This is a genomic window from Crossiella sp. CA-258035 (genome assembly GCF_030064675.1).
GTDB lineage: Bacteria > Actinomycetota > Actinomycetes > Mycobacteriales > Pseudonocardiaceae > Crossiella.
Genome location: NZ_CP116413.1, coordinates 6,453,152 through 6,473,538 on the forward strand (window position 1 = coordinate 6,453,152; position 20,387 = coordinate 6,473,538).

The 20,387-nt window shown below is 71.5% G+C and carries 21 protein-coding genes; 6 read left to right on the plus strand and 15 right to left on the minus strand.

The window, feature by feature from the left end; genetic code table 11:
* Nucleotides 1-21: 21 nt before the first annotated feature.
* Nucleotides 22-819, plus strand: a complete 798-nt coding sequence (locus N8J89_RS28960; RefSeq protein ID WP_283660162.1) for an FkbM family methyltransferase — start codon at nt 22-24, stop codon at nt 817-819.
* 9 nt (nt 820-828) lie between these two features.
* On the opposite strand, the gene N8J89_RS28965 is transcribed toward N8J89_RS28960, so the two are convergent.
* The 10 genes from N8J89_RS28965 to ruvC all read right to left on the minus strand — a co-directional run bounded on the left by N8J89_RS28965 (nt 829) and on the right by ruvC (nt 11,222).
* A complete protein-coding gene (locus N8J89_RS28965; protein ID WP_283660163.1) occupies nt 829-3,123 on the minus strand; it encodes a RelA/SpoT family protein in 2,295 nt (764 codons plus the stop codon).
* Between the two features lie 212 nt (nt 3,124-3,335).
* Complete coding sequence (locus N8J89_RS28970; protein ID WP_283660164.1) at nt 3,336-4,253, minus strand: FKBP-type peptidyl-prolyl cis-trans isomerase; 918 nt, start codon at nt 4,251-4,253, stop codon at nt 3,336-3,338.
* A 122-nt stretch (nt 4,254-4,375) separates the two neighbouring features.
* Nucleotides 4,376-4,549 (minus strand): hypothetical protein, encoded by a 174-nt coding sequence (locus tag N8J89_RS28975; RefSeq protein ID WP_283660165.1) that lies wholly within the window; start codon nt 4,547-4,549, stop codon nt 4,376-4,378.
* 190 nt (nt 4,550-4,739) lie between these two features.
* Complete coding sequence (locus tag N8J89_RS28980) at nt 4,740-5,300, minus strand: adenine phosphoribosyltransferase (RefSeq protein WP_283666275.1); 561 nt, start codon at nt 5,298-5,300, stop codon at nt 4,740-4,742.
* Between the two features lie 53 nt (nt 5,301-5,353).
* Nucleotides 5,354-6,616, minus strand: coding sequence for a protein translocase subunit SecF (gene secF, locus N8J89_RS28985; RefSeq protein ID WP_283660166.1), 1,263 nt, complete (start codon nt 6,614-6,616; stop codon nt 5,354-5,356).
* Between the two features lies 1 nt (nt 6,617).
* Complete coding sequence (gene secD / locus N8J89_RS28990) at nt 6,618-8,321, minus strand: protein translocase subunit SecD (protein WP_283660167.1); 1,704 nt, start codon at nt 8,319-8,321, stop codon at nt 6,618-6,620.
* A gap of 170 nt (nt 8,322-8,491) precedes the next feature.
* Nucleotides 8,492-8,842 carry a preprotein translocase subunit YajC gene (gene yajC, locus N8J89_RS28995; RefSeq protein WP_502868342.1) on the minus strand — a complete coding sequence of 117 codons (351 nt, stop codon included), beginning with the start codon at nt 8,840-8,842 and terminating at the stop codon, nt 8,492-8,494.
* 129 nt (nt 8,843-8,971) lie between these two features.
* On the minus strand, nt 8,972-10,003 hold the full coding sequence (gene ruvB / locus N8J89_RS29000) for a Holliday junction branch migration DNA helicase RuvB (RefSeq protein WP_283666276.1): 1,032 nt from the start codon (nt 10,001-10,003) through the stop codon (nt 8,972-8,974).
* A 27-nt stretch (nt 10,004-10,030) separates the two neighbouring features.
* Nucleotides 10,031-10,627: a Holliday junction branch migration protein RuvA gene (gene ruvA / locus N8J89_RS29005; protein ID WP_283660169.1), complete on the minus strand. Its 597-nt coding sequence runs from the start codon at nt 10,625-10,627 to the stop codon at nt 10,031-10,033.
* A 4-nt stretch (nt 10,628-10,631) separates the two neighbouring features.
* Complete coding sequence (gene ruvC, locus N8J89_RS29010; RefSeq protein ID WP_283660170.1) at nt 10,632-11,222, minus strand: crossover junction endodeoxyribonuclease RuvC; 591 nt, start codon at nt 11,220-11,222, stop codon at nt 10,632-10,634.
* 160 nt (nt 11,223-11,382) lie between these two features.
* Between ruvC and N8J89_RS29015 the strand changes: the two genes are divergently transcribed.
* The 5 genes from N8J89_RS29015 to N8J89_RS29035 all read left to right on the plus strand — a co-directional run bounded on the left by N8J89_RS29015 (nt 11,383) and on the right by N8J89_RS29035 (nt 16,573).
* Entirely contained in the window at nt 11,383-13,008 is a 1,626-nt protein-coding gene (locus tag N8J89_RS29015) for an FAD-binding oxidoreductase (protein WP_283660171.1), read from the plus strand.
* 37 nt (nt 13,009-13,045) lie between these two features.
* On the plus strand, nt 13,046-14,098 hold the full coding sequence (locus tag N8J89_RS29020) for a serpin family protein (RefSeq protein ID WP_349497409.1): 1,053 nt from the start codon (nt 13,046-13,048) through the stop codon (nt 14,096-14,098).
* Nucleotides 14,095-14,406 carry a hypothetical protein gene (locus N8J89_RS29025; protein ID WP_283660173.1) on the plus strand — a complete coding sequence of 104 codons (312 nt, stop codon included), beginning with the start codon at nt 14,095-14,097 and terminating at the stop codon, nt 14,404-14,406. Before N8J89_RS29020 ends, N8J89_RS29025 begins: the two co-directional genes overlap by 4 nt.
* 120 nt (nt 14,407-14,526) lie before the next feature.
* A complete protein-coding gene (locus tag N8J89_RS29030; protein ID WP_283660174.1) occupies nt 14,527-15,405 on the plus strand; it encodes a carbohydrate kinase family protein in 879 nt (292 codons plus the stop codon).
* A 766-nt stretch (nt 15,406-16,171) separates the two neighbouring features.
* On the plus strand, nt 16,172-16,573 hold the full coding sequence (locus tag N8J89_RS29035; RefSeq protein ID WP_283660175.1) for a pyridoxamine 5'-phosphate oxidase family protein: 402 nt from the start codon (nt 16,172-16,174) through the stop codon (nt 16,571-16,573).
* Between the two features lie 382 nt (nt 16,574-16,955).
* Here the strand turns inward: N8J89_RS29035 and N8J89_RS29040 are convergent, their stop codons facing one another.
* The 5 genes from N8J89_RS29040 to pdxT form a co-directional block, all read right to left on the minus strand.
* Nucleotides 16,956-17,441, minus strand: coding sequence for a GNAT family N-acetyltransferase (locus tag N8J89_RS29040; protein WP_283660176.1), 486 nt, complete (start codon nt 17,439-17,441; stop codon nt 16,956-16,958).
* On the minus strand, nt 17,438-17,956 hold the full coding sequence (locus N8J89_RS29045) for a DUF4262 domain-containing protein (RefSeq protein ID WP_283660177.1): 519 nt from the start codon (nt 17,954-17,956) through the stop codon (nt 17,438-17,440). Before N8J89_RS29045 ends, N8J89_RS29040 begins: the two co-directional genes overlap by 4 nt.
* Before the next feature lie 64 nt (nt 17,957-18,020).
* Nucleotides 18,021-18,527 carry a DUF4262 domain-containing protein gene (locus tag N8J89_RS29050; protein ID WP_283660178.1) on the minus strand — a complete coding sequence of 169 codons (507 nt, stop codon included), beginning with the start codon at nt 18,525-18,527 and terminating at the stop codon, nt 18,021-18,023.
* Nucleotides 18,528-18,945: 418 nt separating this feature from the next.
* A complete protein-coding gene (locus N8J89_RS29055) occupies nt 18,946-19,698 on the minus strand; it encodes a YebC/PmpR family DNA-binding transcriptional regulator (RefSeq protein ID WP_283660179.1) in 753 nt (250 codons plus the stop codon).
* 47 nt (nt 19,699-19,745) lie between these two features.
* Nucleotides 19,746-20,366 carry a pyridoxal 5'-phosphate synthase glutaminase subunit PdxT gene (pdxT, locus tag N8J89_RS29060; RefSeq protein WP_283660180.1) on the minus strand — a complete coding sequence of 207 codons (621 nt, stop codon included), beginning with the start codon at nt 20,364-20,366 and terminating at the stop codon, nt 19,746-19,748.
* Nucleotides 20,367-20,387 lie beyond the last annotated feature (21 nt).

Here is a 20,387-nt window from a genome sequence, read left to right on the forward strand (position 1 = left end):
GGGGACTGCTAGAGATCTCGCGTGAGCACGGAGACGATCCAACTGCACTGCGTCAACTCGTGGGAGGCCGCGTTCCTGCGGGAGGAGGTGCGCGGCTACTTCACCCCGGAGGTCGATCTCCGGCCGGGGGCGACCGTGCTCGACGTGGGCGCCAACATCGGCGTCTTCGCCGCGGCCGTCTACGAGCGGCTGGGCGGCGACGTGCGGCTGTTCGCCTTCGAGCCGATGCCGCCGCTGCACGCGACGCTGGCCCGCAACGCCGAGGAGTTCTTCCACGGCAAGCTGACCGCGCTGCCCTACGGTCTGGCCGCCGCCGAGCACGAGCTCGACTTCAGCTACTTCCCGGCCGCCACGATCTTCTCCTCCTCGCTGCGCGACGCCGGCAACATCGAGCAGGAGCGGCGGCGGGTCACCGCCAGTGTGGTGGAGATGATCCGGCAGGGCGGCATGGGACCGGCGCTGCGCCGGGTGCCCGCGCCGGTGCTGCGTTTCCTGGTGGGCCGCAAGCTGCGGGTGATGCGCGAGCTGGAGACCCACCGGGTGCGGGTCCGGCCGCTCTCGGCGGTGATCGAAGAACAGGGCATCGAGGCGATCGACCTGCTCAAGATCGACGTCGAGGGCGCGGAGCTGGACGTGCTGCACGGCATCCAGGACCGGCACTGGCCGCTGATCCGGCAGTCGGTCGTCGAGGTCGAGGGCTGGGCGGCCAACCGCGACCGGATCAGTGAGGTGTTCACCTCGCGCGGCTTCACCGTGCGCGCGGAGCAGGACCCGGCGCAGCGGGCCGCCGACATCGGCATGGTCTTCGCGGCCCGCTAAGCCCTGGACTCAGCTGGCCGAGGTGACCCGGTACACGTCGTAGACGCCCTCCACGTTGCGCACCGCCTTGAGCACGTGGCCGAGGTGTTTCGGGTCGCCCATCTCGAAGGCGAACCGGCTCACCGCGACCCGGTCCCGGGAGGTGGTCACCGAGGCGGAGAGGATGTTGACCCGTTCGTCGGCCAGCACCTTGGTGATGTCGGAGAGCAGCCGGTGCCGGTCCAGGGCCTCGACCTGGATGGCGACCAGGAACACCGAGGACGCCGACGGGGCCCATTCGACCTCCAGCAGGCGTTCCGGGCTGGCCTGGAGCTCCTCGCTGTTGGTGCAGTCGGTGCGGTGCACGCTGACCCCGCCGCCGCGGGTGACGAAGCCGAGGATCTCATCGCCCGGCACCGGGGTGCAGCAGCGGGCGAGCTTGACCCACACGTCGCTGGTGCCCTTGACCACCACGCCCGCGTCCACGCCGCGGCGGCGCTGCACGGTGGAGGGGGTGGCCCGGTCGGCCAGCTCCTCCTCGGCGTGCTCGACCCCGCCGAGCAGGGCGACCAGGCGCTGCACCAGGTGGCGGGCGGAGACGTGGCCCTCGCCGACGGCGGCGTAGAGGGAGCTGACGTCGAGGTAGCGCAGCTCGCGGGCCAGCGCGGTGACCGAGTCGGCGGAGACCAGGCGCTGCATGGGCAGGCCGACCCGGCGGACCTCCTTGGCGATCTGGTCCTTGCCGGCCTCGATGGCCTCTTCGCGGCGTTCCTTGGCGAACCACTGCTTGATCTTGGTCTTGGCGCGCGGGCTGGCCGCGAACTGCAACCAGTCGCGGCTGGGTCCGGCGCCTTCGGCCTTGGAGGTGAAGATCTCCACGACCTCGCCGTTCTCCAGCTTGCGCTCGAGTGCGACCAGGCGGCCGTTGACGCGGGCGCCGATGCAGCGGTGCCCGACCTCGGTGTGCACCGCGTAGGCGAAGTCCACCGGGGTGGAGCCGGCGGGCAGGGTGACCACGTCGCCCTTGGGGGTGAAGACGAAGATCTCCTTGACCGCGAGGTCGTAGCGCAGCGACTCCAGGAACTCGCCCGGGTCGGCGGCCTCGCGCTGCCAGTCCAGCAGCTGTCGCATCCAGGCCATCTCGTCGACCTCGACGCCCTTGTGGGTGCCGCGGGTCTCCTTGTAGCGCCAGTGCGCGGCGATGCCGTACTCGGCGGTGCGGTGCATCTCGTAGGTGCGGATCTGCACCTCGAGGGGTTTGCCGTCGGGGCCGATCACGGTGGTGTGCAAGGACTGGTAGACGCTGAAGCGGGGCTGGGCGACGTAGTCCTTGAACCGGCCGGGCATGGGCTGCCAGAGCGCGTGCACCACGCCCATCGCGGCGTAGCAGTCGCGCACCTCGTCGACCAGGATGCGCACGCCGACCAGGTCGTGGATGTCGTCGAAGTCGCGGCCGCGGACGATCATCTTCTGGTGGATGGAGTAGTAGTGCTTGGGGCGGCCTTCCACCCTGGCCAGGATGCGCGCGGACTCCAGGTGCCCGGAGAGCTCGTCGGTGACCTTGCGCAGGTGCTTGTCCCGGCTGGGCGCGCGGTTGGCGACCAGGCGGACGATCTCGTCGTACTTCTTGGGCTGCAGGATGGCGAAGGCCAGGTCCTCCAGCTCCCACTTGACCGTGGCCATGCCCAGGCGGTGCGCCAGCGGGGCGAGCACCTCCAGGGTCTCGCGGGCCTTGCGGGCCTGCTTCTCCGGGGCCAGGAAGCGCATGGTGCGCATGTTGTGCAGCCGGTCGGCGAGCTTGATCACCAGGACGCGGGGGTCGCGGGCCATGGCGATGACCATCTTGCGGATGGTCTCGGCCTCGGCGGCGGCGCCCAGCTTGACCTTGTCCAGCTTGGTGACGCCGTCGACCAGGTGCGCGACCTCGTCACCGAACTCCGCGCTGAGGGCGTCCAGGGAGTAGTCGGTGTCCTCGACGGTGTCGTGCAGCAGCGCGGCGACCAGGGTGATGGTGTCCATGCCGAGCTCGGCCAGGATGGTGGCCACCGCGAGCGGGTGCGTGATGTAGGGGTCGCCGGACTTGCGGCGCTGTTCCCGGTGCTTGTCCTCGGCGACGTCGTAGGCGTGCTGGAGCAGCGCGAGGTCGGCCTTGGGGTGCAGTTCGCGGTGCACCGCCGCCAGGGGTTCGAGGACCTGCTTGACCGGGGCGGCGCGCTGCGCGGTGATCCGCCGGGCCAGCCGTGCGCGCACCCGCCGGGTGGCTGAGGGCGGCGGCGCGGGGAGCGCCGGCTGCGCCGCTACGGAGGCTTCGACGTCTTGGCTCAAGTGCACGCTCCCGGATTGCCTCGGGTTGCCGAGGCCACCGACCCCGGTAACCGAGGATAACGCCACAGGTCGAGCGGGACGCGCGGGTGTTCGACGAACGTGAAGAGTGACACGACGAACAGCGTCCGGCTTACCGCTGGACCGATCATTTTTCGCCGTGTGTGCGGACCCGGTCACCGTGCGTGTGCGCCGGTGACCGGGACCGCACCCGGTCAGTGGGCGGCGAGCACGTCCACCACGTGCACCAGGGTGTCGGTCTGGCCCTGGGCGGGCGGCACGACCAGGAGCACCCGGCTGCCCGCGCGGACCCCGGCGAGTCCGGCGATCAGGCCCTCGGCGGTCTTGCCGGGCCGCAGGGTGAAGGCGGCGGGCTTGCCCTTGCGCCAGGAGGAGTCGAGGACCTCGCCGGTGCGCCAGACCACGGTGGTGTGCTGGACGATCGCGGTCTGCCCCGGCCACACCCGTGGGCCGCGGCCTTCGACCAGGGTGCGGGACTCCGGCCACCGCGGCGGCTGCGCCGAGGGGACGGTGATGGCGGGCTGGCGGCCGTCGACGCGTTCGACCGAGGGCAGCCGCCGGGTGTCGTAGGGGCGGCCGGGCCTGCCCGCGGCGGAGGCGGCGCTCTGGTAGGTGCCGTAGACGTCGACGACGAAGACCAGGGTGTCGTCCTTGAGGATGCCCGCCTCGGGGATGCCGCCGCGCGGGCCGTAGCCCCAGTCCGGCGGCACGGTCAGCACCACCCGGCTGCCCGCGCGCACGCCGAGCAGGCCCTGGTCCCAGCCCTTGATCAGCTTGCCGACGCCCAGGGGCACGTCGAAGGGCGCGGTGCCGCCGTAGGAGTGCTCGACGAGCTTGTTGTTGCGCCACACCTTGAGCAGGTAGTGCGCGAAGAGGATCTCGCCCTTGGCCGCGGCCGGGCCGCGGCCGGGGATGGCGGTGCGCACGTCCAGGGTGGCGGACGGGGTGAGCGCGGAGGGGATCTCCAGGACCGGTTCGTGGCCGAAGGCGCCGGCGACGAAGGGACGGCCGTGCGCGGGTCCGGCGGCCGCGGTGGCGGTGCCGAGCCCGAGGGCGGCGCTGAGGCCGACGGCCAGCAGCACCAGTGTTCTGCGCGTCAGTGAGTGAGCCACGAGGCACCGTAACCAGCGCGGCGCGGCGCGGGGCACCACCGAAGAGAGCAGCCCCGCCGCGCTGGTGCGCGACGGGGCTGCTCAGGTGTGCGGACGCCGGGTGGCGGTCGGCGTCCGCGTGGTCAGCGCCGGCAGATGTCGGTGGCCAGCCCGGTGAGGGCCTGGCCTGCGCCGTCCTTGCACCAGCCGCTGGCTCCCGCCTTGCTCTCGGTCGCGCCGAGGACGAACAGCAGGGCGGTGGTGGCGATCGCGGCGGTGAACACGCTGCCTACTCGACGTACGACGGTTGAGTTCATAGTGAATCCCCCGTTGGTGTGGTGGCCGGGCGGTGGCGGCTCGGCTCGGTGTGCCACAGATCTCCAGATTAGCCCGAACGAGGGATCTTGGGATTGTCTATAGGTGCACTGATTCCGGGCTGTCACGGCACAAATACACGCCAGCGCCGCCAGGGGCAGCCCTGGCGGCGCTGGGGTTCGTGCGGGTGGTTCAGACCGTGCGCAGCGCGGTGACCTGGTAGCCCTCCAGGGCGGCGCGGCCGTTGAGGGCGGCGATCTCCAGGACCACCACGACCCCGGCGACCACTCCCCCGGCCTGTTCGACCAGCTGGCAGGTGGCCGCGGCGGTGCCGCCGGTGGCGAGCACGTCGTCGATGACCGCGACCCGCTGGCCGGGCCGGATGGCGCCTTCGGCGAGCTCCAGCTCGGCGGTGCCGTACTCCAGCTGGTAGCTGACCTTGGCCGCGACCGAGGGCAGTTTCCCGGCCTTGCGGACCGGGACCACGCCGACGCCGCAGCCGTAGGCCACCGGCGCGGCCAGCAGGAACCCGCGGGCCTCGATGCCGGCCACCACCTCGGCCTGCGGGCAGGCCGCGGCCAGGCCGTAGACCAGGGCGCCGAGTGCCTTCGGGTCGGCCAGCATCGGGGTGAGGTCGCGGAAGAGCACGCCGGGCTGCGGGAAGTCGGGGACGTCCCTGATCAGGTCCAGCGCGCCCTCGAGGTCACCGGCCAGGGTCAGCTGCTTGACCACGGCCTGCTGGGCCTGGGCCATGGCCTCGCCGACGCCACGGGTGGCCTCGGCGAGGTCGGGCTGCTGTGCTCCGGTCACCGGCCGCGCTTGCCGGTCGGGCGGGCCTTGGGCGCGGCGCGGCGGGCGTCGCTGGCCTTGGCGGTGCGGCCGGGCACGCCGGAGGCCGCGCTGATCGCCTGCTCGCGGCGCAGCTCGGCGTCCAGGCTGTCCTCGTCGGTCGGCTCGAAGGTCTCGCCCGCGGCGGCCGCCTCGGCCTTGCGGGCCAGGTTGGCCCGGCGCGCGGCGACCCGCTGGGCCTGCTGCTGGTACTTCGGCTCGGTCAGCTTCAGCGTCACCAGCAGCGGCGAGGCCAGGAAGATCGAGGAGAAGACACCGGAGATCATGCCGGTCATCTGCACCAGCGCGAGGTCCTTGAGCGTGCCCACGCCGAGCAGGCCGACGCCGATGGCCAGCAGCGCGAACACCGGCAGCACCGCGATCAGCGAGGTGTTCAGCGAGCGCACCAGGGTCTGGTTGACCGCCAGGTTGGTGGCCTCGGCGTAGGTGCGCCGGGTCAGGCCGAGCAGGCCGCGGGTGTTCTCCTTGACCTTGTCGAAGACGACCACCGTGTCGTACAGCGAGAAGCCGAGGATGGTGAGCAGGCCGATCACGGTGGCCGGGGTGACCTCGAAGCCGACGATGGAGTACACGCCCGCGGTGACGATGAGGTCGAAGGCCAGCGCGGCCAGCGCGCTCAGCGCCATCCACTTCTCGAAGTAGAAGATCAGGAACAGCGTGACCAGCACCAGGAACACCACCAGGGCGATGATCGCCTGGTCGGTGATCTCCCCGCCCCAGGAGCCGGACACGGCGCTGTCGCTGATCACCGTCGGCACGCTCTGCCCGTTCACGTCCTTGGGCTTGAGCTGGTTGAACAGCGCGTCGCGCAGCTTGGTGACCTGCTCGGCGTTGAGCGCCTCGGAGCGGATCTGGATGGTCTGGCTGGTGCCGGTGCCCGCGGTCTGCACCGAGGCGGCGTCCTTGCCCAGGGTCTGCTGGTAGACGTCCTTGACCTGCTGGTCGGTGATGGCCGGGCCGCTGACGCTGGAGGTCGGCATGGACAGCTTGGTGCCGCCCTTGAAGTCGATGCCCAGCTCGAAGCCCTTGAACACCATCGAGCCGAGGCAGATCAGGAACAGCAGCGTGGTGGCGATGTACCAGACCTTGCGCTTGCCGACGATGTCCAGCGCGCCGTTGCCCAGGTAGAGCCGGGTGAAGAAGGCTTCCTTCTTCCTCGGCCGCTGGGTGCTTTCCAGGTCGGGGGCCACCACGGCTCCGCTCTCGTTCTGTTCAGCCATCTCAGGCCTCCTTCACGGCTGCGCCGGCCGGGGCGGCCTTGCGGTAGGTCGCGTTGAACCGCTGTGCCTCGCCGAGCCCGGACAGGCTGGGGCGGGAGAGGAACTTGGACTGCGAGGCCAGCGCGACCAGCGGGTGGGTCACCAGGAACACGATCACCAGGTCGAGCACGGTGGACATGCCCAGGGTGAAGGCGAAGCCCTTGACCTGGCCGACGGCCAGGACGTAGAGCACCGCGGCGGCCAGGAAGCTGACCGCGTCGGCGGAGAGGATGGTGCGGCGGGCGCGGACCCAGGAGCGGGGCACCGCGGAGCGGAAGCTGCGGCCCTCGCGCACCTCGTCCTTGAGTCTTTCGAAGAAGACGATGAAGGAGTCGGCGGTGATGCCGATGGCGATGATGAACCCGGCGACGCCGGCCAGGTCCAGGGTGAAGCCGACCCAGCGGCCCAGCAGCACCAGCACCGCGAAGACGACCAGGCCGGTGAGCACCAGGGAGAGCGCGGTGAGGATGCCCAGCGCCCGGTAGTAGAACAGGCAGTACAGCAGCACCAGGGCCAGGCCGATGGCGCCGGCGATGAGACCGGCCTGCAGCGAGGCCAGGCCGAGGGTGGCCGAGACGGTCTCGAACTCCGACTGCTCGAAGTTCAGCGGCAGCGAGCCGTACTTGAGCGCGTTGGCCAGCTGCTGGGCCTCGTTCTGGGTGAACTGGCCGGTGATCTGGGTGCTGCCGCCGACGATGGCCTCGTTGATCGAGGGCGCGGAGACGACCTTGGTGTCGAGCACGAAGGCGGCGCGCTTGCCGACGTTCTTGGAGGTGAAGTCGGCCCAGGTCTTCACGCCGTCGCCGTGGAAGTTCAGGGTGACCACGAAGCCGGGGCCCTGGGAGTTGGCCTGCGCGCTGGCGTCGGAGATCTGCTTGCCGTCGAGGAACACCGGGCCCAGGATCAGCTTCTCGGTGCCCTTCTCGTCACAGGTGACCAGGGGCAGCTTCGGGTCGTCCAGGCCGGTGAGCGGGTCGGCGGCCTTGCAGTCCAGGGTGGCCAGGGCGATCTGCTGGGCCTGCTGGTCGCTCAGCAGCGCCGGGTTCTGGCGGAGCTGCTTGGCCTGCTTGATGGCTTCGGGACCGGCCTTGGGCTGGCTCGGCGCGCTGCTGGGCGGCGCGGCGGAGGAGCTGCTGGGCTGGGCGGATCCGGAGGGCTGCTGGGCGGGGGCGATGCGGCCCTGCGGCTTCGGTGAGGAGGTCGGCGTGCCGGTGCCGGCGCCGGGCGCGGAGGTCGGCGGCGGGTTGGCGCCGCTGGTCTGGTTGCCGGGCGCGGGCTGGTTGGTCGCCGGGACCGCGCCGATGACCGCGCGGAAGCCGAGCACCGCGGTGCGGCCCAGGCTGCGGGCCTCGTCCGGGTTGTTGCCGGGGACCGTGATGACCAGGTTGCTGCCGTCCTGCACGACCTCGGCGCCGGAGATGCCGGAGCCGTTGACACGGCGGTCGATGATCTCGCGGGCGAGGTTGAGCGACTCCGCGGAAGGCGGGGCGCCGGACTCCGACCGCGCGGTCAGCGTGACCCGCGTGCCGCCCTGCAGGTCGATGCCCAGCTTCGGCTTGGCCTGCCCGTCACCGGTGAAGAACACCAGCGAGTACAGCACGACAACGATCAGTCCGAAGGCGGCGAGGTTTCGCCACGGGCGTACATGCCCAGCCGGAGGTGCCACGGTACGTCGGTCTCCTCAAGCCAACGGGGCCGTGCGGTGGACCCGTTGCCGATGGTCAGTGGATGTGGACCGCTCTGTCCGCATCGGGCGAGGCAGGGCGGTGCGCCCCCGCCACGCTGCACGCGGGGGCGCCAGAGCCTAGCGCGCCAGTAAATCCTGGCGTTAGCGTCTTACCGGTTGTTCTTGCCCTGCTCAAGGGGCGGGGCGACCTCGGCCTTGCTCTCGTTGGCCTTGTCCGCCGCCGTCTTGTCGGCGGCGGGAGTCACGGGGAGCTCCTCCTCGTCGACCTCGAGCTCCTCCTCGTGCAGGTCCTTGACCTTCTCGCGCACCGCGGCGCGCACCCACTCGGTGGTCACACCGGGGGCGATCTCCAGCTTGATGGTGGTGTCGTCCTCGGCGTCGACCACCGTCGCGTACAGACCGGAGGTAGTCATGACCCGGTCACCAGGCGCGAGCGAGCTCTGCAGCGACTGCTGTTCCTGGATGGCCCTCTTCTGCTTGCGGACGCTCAGGAACATCATGACCCCGAGCCCGACAATGAGGAGCGGGAAGATAAATGACGGGTCCATCATTCTCCGTTCGGCGGAGGCCGGCCCTGGTGGCCTGACATCCGGTTTTGTTCGGGTATGCGGGTACGAGTGTGCCAGGTGTCACTCGCCGGGAGCCTGGGGCGGGGGTTCGAGCCCGAGGTGGCGCCACGCGGACACGGTAGCGACCCGCCCGCGCGGTGTTCGCGCGAGCATGCCGGCCCGCACCAGGTACGGCTCGCAGACCTCCTCGACGGTGGTCGGCTCCTCACCCACCGCCACGGCCAGGGTAGACACCCCGACCGGGCCGCCTCCAAACGACCGCACCAAAGCGCCCAGAACGGCACGATCCAGGCGGTCGAGGCCGAGTTCGTCGACGTCGTAGACCTGGAGCGCGGCCATGGCGATGTCCCTGGTCACGGCCCCGTCGGCGCGGACCTCGGCGTAGTCGCGGACCCGGCGCAGCAGCCGGTTGGCGATGCGCGGGGTGCCGCGGGAGCGCCCGGCGATCTCGACCGCGCCGTCGGGGCGCAGGTCGACGCCGAGGATGCTCGCGGAGCGTGTGAGGATGAGCTCCAGCTCGCCGGGGGCGTAGAACTCCATGTGCGCGGTGAAGCCGAAGCGGTCGCGCAGCGGGCCGGTCAGCGAGCCGGACCGGGTGGTGGCGCCGACCAGGGTGAACGGGGCGATGTCCAGGGGGATGCTGGTGGCGCCGGGGCCCTTGCCGACCACCACGTCGACCCGGAAGTCCTCCATGGCCAGGTAGAGCATCTCCTCGGCGGGGCGGGCGATGCGGTGGATCTCGTCGATGAACAGCACGTCGCCCTCGGCCAGGTTGGACAGCATCGCGGCCAGGTCGCCGGCGCGTTCCAGGGCGGGGCCGGAGGTGATCCGCAGCGCGGCGCCCAGCTCGGCGGCGATGATCATGGCGAGGCTGGTCTTGCCGAGTCCGGGCGGGCCGGAGAGCAGCACGTGGTCGGGTGGGGAGCCGCGCCGCATGGCGCCGCCGAGGACCAGTTCGAGCTGTTCGCGGACCCGGCCCTGGCCGACGAACTCGGTCAGGTTCCGCGGCCGCAGCCCGGTCTCGTCCTCGCGTTCGCCGGTGCCGGCGTAGGGCGAGAGGGGGGTGTCCTCGTCGGGCTCGCCCACGAACACCGCGTCGTCTTCGTACACCGCGCTCCCCTACTTCTTGCGCCCGAGTCCGGCCAGGGCCCTGCGCAGCACGGTCGCGGTGTCCCCGCCGCCGTCGGCGAGCACCGCCTCCACCGCGCCCTCGGCCTGTTTGGCCGGGAAGCCCAGTCCCAGCAACGCTTCCACCACCTGGGCGCGCACGTGGTCGTGGTCCAGGCCGGGCAGTTCGGGGCTGCTGCTGGGGATCAGCGCGCCGACCTTGTCCCGGAGCTCGATGACCAGGCGTTCGGCGCCCTTGCGGCCGACGCCGGGGACCTGGGTGAGCACGGTGATGTTGCCCTCGGCCAGCGCGGCGCACAGCTTGTCCGGCTCCAGCACGGCGAGCACGGCCAGTGCGAGCTTGGGGCCGACGCCGGTGACGGTCTGCAGCAGGCCGAAGAGCTCGCGGGCCTCGTCGGTGGCGAAGCCGAAGAGGGTGAGGGAGTCCTCGCGCACGACCAGCGTGGTGGACAGCCGGGCTTCTTCGCCGCGGCGCAGGGTGGCCAGGGTGGCGGGGGTGGTGCGCACGGCCAGGCCGACGCCGCCGACCTCGATGACGACGTGGTCGAGGCTGATGGAGAGCACCTGGCCGCGTACCGAGGAAATCACGTGATCACTTGTTCCTTGTCCGGGCGGGCTTGGCCGCCGTCCTGGCCGCGGCGGCGAGCCGGGCCTTGTGCGCCTGGGCGAGCTGGGCGGCCCTGGCCTGGGCCTCGGCCAGCCTGGACTGCATGGGCGCGCGCCAGATGTGGCAGATGGCCAGGCCGAGGGCGTCGGCGGCGTCGGCGGGCTTGGGCGCCTCGGCCAGCCCGAGCACCTTGGTGACCATGGCGGTGACCTGGGCCTTGTCCGCGCGGCCGGAGCCGGTGAGGGCGGCCTTCATCTCGCTGGGGGTGTGGAAGGCCACCGGCAGGTCGCGCCGGGCCGCGCACAGCGCGATCACCCCGCCGGCCTGGGCGGTGCCCATGGCGGTGCGCACGTTGTGCTGGCTGAACACCCGTTCCACCGCGATCACATCGGGCCGGTAGCGCTCCAGCCACAGCTCGGCGGCATCGGCGATCTGCAGCAGCCGCACCGCGAGGGGGGCGTCGACCGGGGTGCGGACCACGTCCACGGCGACCGCGCGGACGCTGCGGCCGGTGCCGCCGTCGACCACGGCGATGCCGCAGCGGGTCAGGCCGGGGTCCACTCCCAGCACGCGCACGCAGACCAACTCCCGATCAACTGGCGAACACTCGTTCGAACCCTAGAGGGCGGGCGACTTACCCGGGTGGGTGACACGCGAAAACGTGGACAGTCACCCGCCGGAGTGGGTACCGTCGGTTTCGCAATGCGATCGCATTGGATCTCTTGGGGGTTCTCAGATGAATGATGTCAGCAGGCGCGGCTTCCTGGCCGGGACCGCGGCGCTGGGCGGACTGGCGGTCACCTCCGGTGTGGCCGCCGCGGCCCCGGAGGCGGCTGGGGGGACTGGTCATCCGCCGCTGGGCCCGGTGACCGTGCGTCCCGGCGACCCGCGCTACCGGGACTTGCAGATCAAGGGCGTGAACACCCGGTTCCGCCCCGCGCCGGAGGCGTTCCAGCTGGTCGGCTCGACCGAGCAGGTGGTTCGCGCGGTGCAGGAGGCGGTGCGCGCGGGCAAGCGGATCACCGTGCGCGGCGGCGGCCACTCCTGCGAGAACTCCGTCGGCGAGGGCGCGCAGGTGATCATCGACCTGTCCCAGTTCAACGACGTGTACTTCGACCAGCGCCGCGGCGCCTTCGCCATCGAGGCCGGTGCGACCCTGCGCGAGGTGTACAAGACGCTGTACCTGGGCTGGGGCGTGACGCTGCCCGGCGGGGAGTGCGGCGAGGTCGGCGTGGGCGGGCACATCCAGGGCGGCGGCTACGGCCCGCAGTCCCGGCGGCTGGGCGTGACCGTGGACTACCTGTACGCGGTCGAGGTCGTGGTGGTCGACAAGGACGGCACCGCCCGCGCGGTGGTGGCCACCCGGGAGCCCGGCGACCCCAACCGCGAGCTGTGGTGGGCGCACACCGGTGGCGGCGGCGGCAACTTCGGCGTGGTCACCCGCTACTGGATGCGCGATCCGAAGGCCAAGGGCGACGACCCGGCCAAGCTGCTGCCGCGCCCACCGGCGGAGGTGGTGACCAGCGTGGCGATCTGCGGCTGGAAGGACATCGACGAGGACCGCTTCGTCCGGCTGATGCGCAACTACGGCGAGTTCCTGGAACGCCACAGCGCCCCGGACTCCCCCTACACCGGCCTGTGGTCGGCCTTCCTGGTGCCCGGCCCGGTCGAGGGTGCGAACCCAGGCGGCTTCATCATCACCGGCCAGATCGACGCCGGTGTCCCGAACGCGGAGAAGCTCCTGTCCGACTACTTCGCCGCGGTCACCGCCGGGGTGGACAAGGGCGTGTTCGTCACCCCGCCGGAACGCCAGACCTGGCTGACCAGCGCGCTGTCCTCGGGCACCAACCAGGAGTCGGGGCGGTACAAGCAGAAGTCGGCCTACCTGCGCAAGCGCTACACCGACGAGCAGGCCCGGATCTCCTACCGGCACGTCACCGCGGCCAAGGTCCCCGAGGGCACCAGCCCCGCGCCGATCCTGTGGCTGCTGTCCTTCGGCGGCAAGGTCAACACCGTCGCCCCCTCGGCCACCGCGATGGCGCAGCGGGACTCGATCCTCAAGGCCACCTTCATCACCTACTGGCCCGACCCCAAGGACGAGGAGACCGAGATCCGCCGCGTCCGCGAGTACTTCCGCGAGCTCTACGCCGACACCGGCGGCGTGCCCGTGCCCAACGCGGCCAACGACGGCTGCTACATCAACTACCCGGACATCGACATGGCCGACCCGGCCTGGAACACCTCCGGCGTGCCGTGGCACGAGCTGTTCTACAAGGGCAACTACCCCCGGTTGCAGCAGGTCAAGGCCAAGTGGGACCCGAGGAACGTCTTCCACCACACCCTGTCCATCCGCCTGCCGTGACCCGCGCCCGCCCCAGGTCCCGGCTAGCGTGGGCGAGGTGCACGAGTTCACGCTGGCCCTGCATCGGGCGCTGACCGGATCCGCCAACGCCTGCTCCTCCCCCTACTCCGTGGCCACCGCGCTCGGCCTGCTCGCCGAGGCCGCGCGGGGGCCCGGACGGGCGGAAATCGTTGCCCTGGTGGGAGATCCAGCCGAACTGGCCACGCGGTTCGGCGAGGCCGGGCAGCTGTGGGCAGGGGAGCTCGCGGTGGCCAACACGCTGTGGGTGGACCGGGATGTCACGGTGCGGCCGGAGTTCACCGACACCCTGGGCGGCTGGCCGGGGGCCGCGGTGCGCGAGCTGGCGCTGCGGGCCGACCCCGAGTCCGCCCGCGGGGTGATCAACGCCGATGTCGCCGAGACGACCAGGGGGCTGATCGCGGAGGCGGTGCCGCAGGGCGCGATCACCCCGGAGACCGTGGTGGCGCTGGTGAACGCGCTCTACCTCAAGGTCGGCTGGAACCTGCCGTTCCGGGACGGGGCGACCGAGGACCTGCCCTTCCACGCGCCCGACGGGACGGTCGCGGTGCCGACGATGAGCCGGGCCGGGAAGTCCAAGCACGTGGCCGCCGGTGGCTGGCAGTCGGTGGCGCTGCCCGCCGACGGCGGCGTGGAAGCCGTGGTGCTGCTGCCCGACGGCGACCTGGACCAGACACCCCTGGACGCGGCGCTGCTGGCGGAGCTGACCGGGCCCGGGGAGTTCCGGCAGATCGAGCTGTACCTGCCGCGGTTCCGGGTCGAGTCGCGGGTGGAGCTGGCCGCGCCCCTGGCGGAGCTGGGCGTGCGCACGGTGTTCAGCGAGGACGCCGACCTGGGCGGGCTCACCGCGGAACGGGTCGCGGTGACCGCGGCGCTGCACCAGGCGGTGCTCGAAGTCGACGAGAACGGCCTGGAGGGCGCGGCGGTGACCGCGATGATGGTCGGGGCGGTGTCCCTGGAGCTGGAACCGCCGCCACCGCTGGAAATCCGGGTGGACCGGCCGTTCCTGTTCCTGGTGCGGCACCAGGGCACCGGCGCGCCGTACTTCCTGGCCAAGGTCGTGCGGCCGTGACCGAGATCGACCCGGAGGTCAAACGGCGGGCCTGCGTCGCGCTGGCCCGGCACGCCAGCCGGTCCGCGCCACTGGGCTGGTCCACCGACACCGCGGACAGCTTCGCCGGCTGGCACTTCTCGCCGTACGAGGAATGGCTGCTGGTCCACACCTCCGGCGGCTGGGGCGGGCCGGTGCAGTACCTGGTGCGCGAGGACACGGTGTTCGTCTTCAGCCTGGCGGAGCACTCCTACGAGTCCGCGCTGGCCGCCGCGCGTGCGCACTACGACCGCCCGGCCCGGCGCTGGTGGCGGTTCGGGCGAGCCTGACCGCGCGCTCGGGCAAGGCGGCATCAGGAAAAGCGAAGTCCAGGGGAATCGGTGAACCCCGGAAACGGCGGCACGCTACGTTGAAACGTCCACCGTCACGAAGCCCCGCCGGGAGTACACGTGCCGCGAGTAGCGGTGATCGGCTACGCCAGTGTCGACCACGCCATGGAGACCGACCCGTTCCTGGCCGCGACCGGCACCACCCTGGTCCGCCGCCGCCTGTCCCACCCCTGGCCCCACCTGGGCGGCATCACCTACGCCGCCGAGGGCCTGACCAATGCCGGCCACGACGTCCGCGCGGTCACCTGGGTAGGCCAGGACACCTTCGGCGCGGCCTACACCGAACGGCTCGCCGCCTGGGGCGTGGACGTCTCCGGGGTCGACCAGAGCGGCGACCGCACCCCGTCGAACTTCCTGTTCTACGCCCCCGACGAACAACTCGTCACCGTCTACGACCCCGGCGAACCGGTCCCGGACTCCCTGACCGAGACCCAGCGCGCGGTCATCGCCGACAGCGACTGGGTCTGCCTCCTGGTCGGCCCCCGCCCCGTCACGGTCGAGATCCTGGACCTCCTCCGCCCGGAACAACACCTGGCCTGGACCGTCAAGGACGACCCGGACGCCTACCCCGGCGGCCTGGTCCACCGCCTGTTGTCCCGAGCCTCCGTCCTCACTTTCTCCACCAGGGAAAGACTGTTCCTGGAACGCGCGGTAGCCCCCCGCCCATTACGCGACCGCACCAGGCCCGAGTCCCTGCGCGCGGAAACACAAGGACCCGCGGGCGCCCAGTTCTGGCACAACGGCACCTCGGGCGCGGTGGGGGCGACGGCGATCGAGGCGGTGGACACGACGGGCGCGGGGGATGTGTTCTTCGCGGCGGCGGTGGCGAGCATGATCGAGTCCCCGGCGGAGCCGCGGCTGGCGACGGAGGCGGGGGTGGCGGCGGCGACGGCGTTGCTGCGGTGCCGGAAGGACTCGACGGAGGGCAAGGTCTGCTGAGCGGGTGCTCGCGGGGGCGAGTGCGCGAGGGGCGAGTGCGTAGGCAGCGGGTGCTCGCGGGTAGTGGGTGCGCGGGGGCGGGCTCGCGGGCGGGCGGCGCGTTGGCTGGGCTCGCGGCGGGCTGGGCGGGCGGTTGAACCGGGACGCGGGCGGTGGGGTGAGCTCGTGGGCGGTGCGTGGCGGCGTGTGCGGAGCAGCCGGGCGGCGGGCGGCGCGCGCGGGTGGCGGCAGGCTTGGGGCGGTTCGCAGAGGGGCTGGCAGCGGGCAGGCGAGGCTTGCGGATCGCGGCGGGTTAGTCTCGGTTCGCGGCGATCGGTCAGGCCCGGTCACGCTCCGCGAAGCCGAAGATCAAGACGGAAAGCAACCTTTTCGGCTTGAAAAGCGTTCCGCAGAGGAAGCGGAGGCGCGGGCGGGGGAAACAGCGGGCCAGCGCGGGCGAGCCTGAGCGAGCACGGATCGGGTCGGCCCGGGGTTCGCCCTGGTCAGGGAGCCCGGACAGCAGGACCGGAGCGTCGCGGGTCGGCTCGGAGCGGCGCGGCTGGGCTCGGAGCGGCGTGGGGCGACAGCGCGCGGGTGGTCGGCAGCGCGCCGGGGGCTCGGGTCGCTGGGCTCAGGTCGCTGGGTTCGGAGCGGCGGGCTCGGGCATGGCACGGGCAGGGGCAGCCCGGCAAGGTCGGGCGGGGATGCTTCGCGGCGGCTGGGCGTGGCGCGCGGGGCGGTCCGGGGTACGGCGGGGCGGGGCGGGCGGCGCGCATAGGCTCGGTGGGTGAGTGTTGATCTGGTGGGCCGGGGCCAGGAGTTCGTGGAGTTCTGGACGGAGCGGCGGCTTGCCTCGCTCACGTCGGTGCGGCCGGATGGGCGGCCGCACGTGGTGCCGGTCGGGGTGACCGTGGACTTCGAGCGTGGGCTTGCCCGGGTGATCACCCGTCGGCACTCGGTGAAGGCGCGGCTGGTCGCCGGCGCTGGGGTGGCGGGGCTGGCGGTGGCGGTGTGCCAGTTCGAGGGGGCGCACTGGTCGACGCTGGAGGGGCGGGCCGTGCTGCGGGATGACGCCGAGTCGGTGGCGGAGGCGGTGGCGCGGTATGCGCGGCGGTATCGGCAGCCCAAGGAGAGTCCGGAGCGGGTGGTGTTGGAGATCGTGGTGGAGCGGGTGCTCGGGAATCGCTAGGCCAGGGGCTTGGCGGCGGGTTTCGCTGGGGAGCGCGGGTTTCGCTGGGGTTCGCTGGGAGTCGCGAGGGGCTTCGCGGGGGCGCGGGCTTCGCTGGTGAGGCGTGAGAGCGCGTCGCTGGGGCCGCCGGGGGTTTTAGCGGCGTGCGGGGCATTGCCGGGATGCGCCGGGTGGGTTGCCGGGGTGGCTGGAGGTGCTGCTCGGGCGCGTGAGGTTTGTCCGGGACGCGGGGGGTGCCGGGCATGGGGGCTGCCGGGCGCGGGGCTTCGGCGGGGCGCGCCGGGTTCGGCTGGGACGCGCGGGGGTTTGGCTGGACGGCGCCGGGTTTGGCTGGACGGCGCGGGGGTTTGCTGGGCGGGCGGGGGTTGGCTCGGCGGCGGGGTTAGGTGGGGGTTTGGGTGTGGGGTTTTTCCAGGATTGTTAGCAGGATGCCTGCGGGGTCTGGGCGTTCGGCTACTCGGGTGTAGCCGTGGCGTTCGTACAGGGAGATGGTGGCGGTGCTGGCGGTGCCGGTGGCTAGCCAGAGGGTGCGGACTGTGGGTGGGGTGGTTTGTTCCAGGGTGGTGAGGAGGCGGGTGCCTGTGCCTTCGCCTTGGCGGTCGGGGGCTACGGCCAGGCGGGCGATCTCCATTCGGTCGCCGGTGATCAGGCCGCGGATGGCGCCGATGAGGCGGGGGCCGGACCAGGCGCCCAGGGTGGGGGTGTGCGAGTCGGTGATGAGGGCTTGCAGGTGGGGCAGGGTGTCGGTCAGTGGGGGGATGAAGGGTTCTCGGTAGCGCTGGGCCTCGGGGACGAACGCCGCGTATTGCAGGGTGAGGAGTTCGCCTGCGTGGTTGGGGTGCAGGGGGGCGATGTGGATCTCGGTCATGGGCCGTTCACGCCGGGGAGCCAGCTTTCGGGGGCGCCGCTGGCGGTGAGGACGGGCTGGGCTCGGCGGAAGCGGTAGCAGCCGGTCTGCCAGGGCCAGGCATGGTCGTGTTTGGGCCACAGCAGTTGCAAGGCGGGGAAGTCGGCGTCGGGGTAGAGGGCTCCGGCGGAGGTCAGCCAGTCCGGGTAGTGCTGCTGGGCGACCTGTTCGAAGGTGACCTGGTAGCCGTCGATGAAGCCGTCGTAGCGGTAGCCGGGGGCGAAGCGCTCCCCCGCCGCGGTGCGTTCGGCGTACTGGCGGACCAGGTCACGGCCGTGGTGGTCTGGCGCGCCGATGACGATGACCTCGGGGGTGTGGCGCAGGGCCCACAGGCCGAGGGTGTAGTGGCAGCCGGGGACGCGCAGGCCGGTCAGCTGGTCGTGGTCGGCGGCTACCGCGATCGTGGCGTAGTCGTGCTCGGCGACGTGTTTCAGCAGGTCGCGGCGGATGTCTTCCGCGGTGGCGCCGTTGCACATGTCGCACATGGTGCTGTCCTCCCTCTCGCTCGTTCGAACACATGTTCGCACGAGGGGGCGACAGTCAGGGGCCGTCCGCGCCGGAGGTCCAACTTTCGGGGTAACCCGAGTCGGTGAGCACCGGCTGCCACTCGAAGAAGCCGCCCGGGGCGTCCTCCTGCCAGGGCCAGTGGCCCTCGGGGGTGGTGACGATGATCTGCATCGCCGGGAAGTTGCCCTGGGGGTGGAAGAGGAAGACGAAGCCGAAGAACTCCGGGTAGTAGCCCAGGTGCACCTTCTCGAAGGTGACCAGGCAGCCGGGGAGGAAGTCGTTGTAGACCTTGCCCAGCGGGAAGCGCTCGCCGCGGGAGATGCGGTCGACGTAGACGCCGATGACGTGGGTGGCCGCTTCCTCGGGCAGGCCGATGACCACGGCCTCGGGGGCGCCGAAGCGGCGCCAGGTGCCGACGGAGAGGGCGAAGTTGGCCGCGCCGTCTTCCTCGGGGATGTGGACCACGGCGGCGCCGTGTTGTTCGGCGCTGGCGAGGAGTTCGCGGCGGAGCTGGTCGTCGGCGGTTTCCAGGGGCGGCATGGCGGTAATTGTGCCTGCGGGGTGGGGGTGCGGGTGGGGTGGGTTGTTGGGCCGTTTGGCCTAATTTGCGGTTGTTTCGGGTTGGGGTGTCGCTGGGGAGACGCTGGTTAGCGGTGGATTGTGTGATTTGGTTTGGGGCCCCTAGGCCATCCCGGATTGGGCTGACGGGGCAGGCGGTGAGGCCCGCCCAATCGCTGGGCTAGCTTATGGGATGGCCTCCCCCCAAACAAAATCACACAATCCACCGCAACTTTTGCGGGGAGCTGCTGGTCGCGGCCACCGTTGGGGTGGGTTTGGTGGGCGCGGATTGGGTTGGGCGAGGGTTTTGGGTATGGGCGTAAATGGTTCGCCGCTCCCGCCTCGCTTGCGCGAGACGGGAGCGGCGAATTGGTTTGCTTTGTTCTTGTTGCGATATTGGTTAGGCGTCTACCTCGGCCATTACCTCGTCGCTGACGTCGAAGTTGGCGTAGACGTTCTGGACGTCGTCGCAGTCTTCCAGGGCGTCGATGAGGCGGAAGACCTTGCGGGCGCCTTCGGCGTCCAGGGGGACGGTGGTGGCGGGGAGGAAGTTGGCGTCGGCGGAGTCGTAGTCGATGCCGGCGGCCTGGAGGGCGGTGCGGACGGCGACCATGTCGCTGGCCTCGGAGACGATCTCGAAGCTGTCGCCCAGGTCGTTGACCTCTTCGGCGCCGGCGTCCAGGACGGCCAGCAGGACGTCGTCCTCGGTCATGTCGTTCTTCGGGACGATGATGACGCCCTTGCGGGTGAACAGGTAGGACACCGAGCCGGGGTCGGCCATGTTGCCGCCGTTGCGGGTCATGGCGACGCGGACCTCGCTGGCGGCGCGGTTGCGGTTGTCGGTGAGGCACTCGACCAGGACCGCCACGCCGCTGGGGCCGTAGCCCTCGTACATGATGGTCTGCCAGTCGGCGCCGCCGGCCTCCTCGCCGCCGCCGCGCTTGCGGGCGCGCTCGATGTTGTCCGAGGGGACCGAGCTCTTCTTCGCCTTCTGGATGGCGTCGAACAGGGTCGGGTTGCCCTCGGGGTCACCCCCTCCGGTTCGCGCGGCGACCTCGATGTTCTTGATCAGCTTCGCGAACAGCTTGCCGCGCTTGGCGTCGAGGGCGGCCTTCTTGTGCTTGGTGGTGGCCCACTTGGAGTGGCCGCTCATCTCTCCTCCGTCGCTCTCTGCACCGGGACGCGTTCCCCCACAGCTTCTCAGGCCGCGCGCACGGTGTCCGCGAACAGGCGGTGCACCCGCCCGTCGCCGGTCAGTTCCGGGTGGAACGCGGTTGCCAGCACGCGTCCCTGTCGAACGGCGACGATCCTACCGGCGGCCGCCCCCGACTCCGGGACATCCGGCACGGTGGCGAGCACCTCCACCTCGTCGCCGACGGACTCCACCCACGGGGCCCGGATGAACACCGCGCGCACCGGGTCGCCCTCGACGCCCTTGACCGCGAGGTCGGCCTCGAAGGAGTCGACCTGGCGGCCGAAGGCGTTGCGCCGGACCACCATGTCCACGGCGCCGAGCTGGTGCTGGTCCGCGCGACCGTCGAGCACCGTGCTGGCGAGCATGATCATGCCAGCACAGGAGCCGAAGGCGGGCAGGCCCTCCTTCAACCGCAGGCGCAGCGGTTCCAGCAGCTCGAAGTTGGTGAGCAGGCGGCTCATCGTGGTGGACTCGCCACCGGGGATGACCAGCCCGTGCACCTGCGCCAGCTCCTCCGCCCGGCGGACCGGGCGGGCGAGCACATCGCATTCGGCCAGGGCCACCAGGTGCTCTCGCACGTCACCCTGCAGGGCGAGCACTCCGACCACGGGCTGGGCTGCCGACACTGCGCACTCCGAACTGCTGGA

What these genes read in the sequence shown, in the direction of transcription:
- N8J89_RS29050 (WP_283660178.1), bottom strand. Translation starts at nt 18,527, where the DNA reads ATGCCGCCCCTGGAAACCGCCGACGACCAGCTCCGCCGCGAACTCCTC.
- N8J89_RS29040 (WP_283660176.1), bottom strand. Translation starts at nt 17,441, where the DNA reads ATGACCGAGATCCACATCGCCCCCCTGCACCCCAACCACGCAGGCGAA.
- N8J89_RS28980 (WP_283666275.1), bottom strand. Translation starts at nt 5,300, where the DNA reads ATGGCCCAGGCCCAGCAGGCCGTGGTCAAGCAGCTGACCCTGGCCGGT.
- N8J89_RS28975 (WP_283660165.1), bottom strand. Translation starts at nt 4,549, where the DNA reads ATGAACTCAACCGTCGTACGTCGAGTAGGCAGCGTGTTCACCGCCGCG.
- N8J89_RS29045 (WP_283660177.1), bottom strand. Translation starts at nt 17,956, where the DNA reads ATGTGCAACGGCGCCACCGCGGAAGACATCCGCCGCGACCTGCTGAAA.
- N8J89_RS29055 (WP_283660179.1), bottom strand. Translation starts at nt 19,698, where the DNA reads ATGAGCGGCCACTCCAAGTGGGCCACCACCAAGCACAAGAAGGCCGCC.
- secF (WP_283660166.1), bottom strand. Translation starts at nt 6,616, where the DNA reads ATGGCTGAACAGAACGAGAGCGGAGCCGTGGTGGCCCCCGACCTGGAA.
- N8J89_RS29015 (WP_283660171.1), top strand. Translation starts at nt 11,383, where the DNA reads ATGAATGATGTCAGCAGGCGCGGCTTCCTGGCCGGGACCGCGGCGCTG.
- yajC (WP_502868342.1), bottom strand. Translation starts at nt 8,842, where the DNA reads ATGATGTTCCTGAGCGTCCGCAAGCAGAAGAGGGCCATCCAGGAACAG.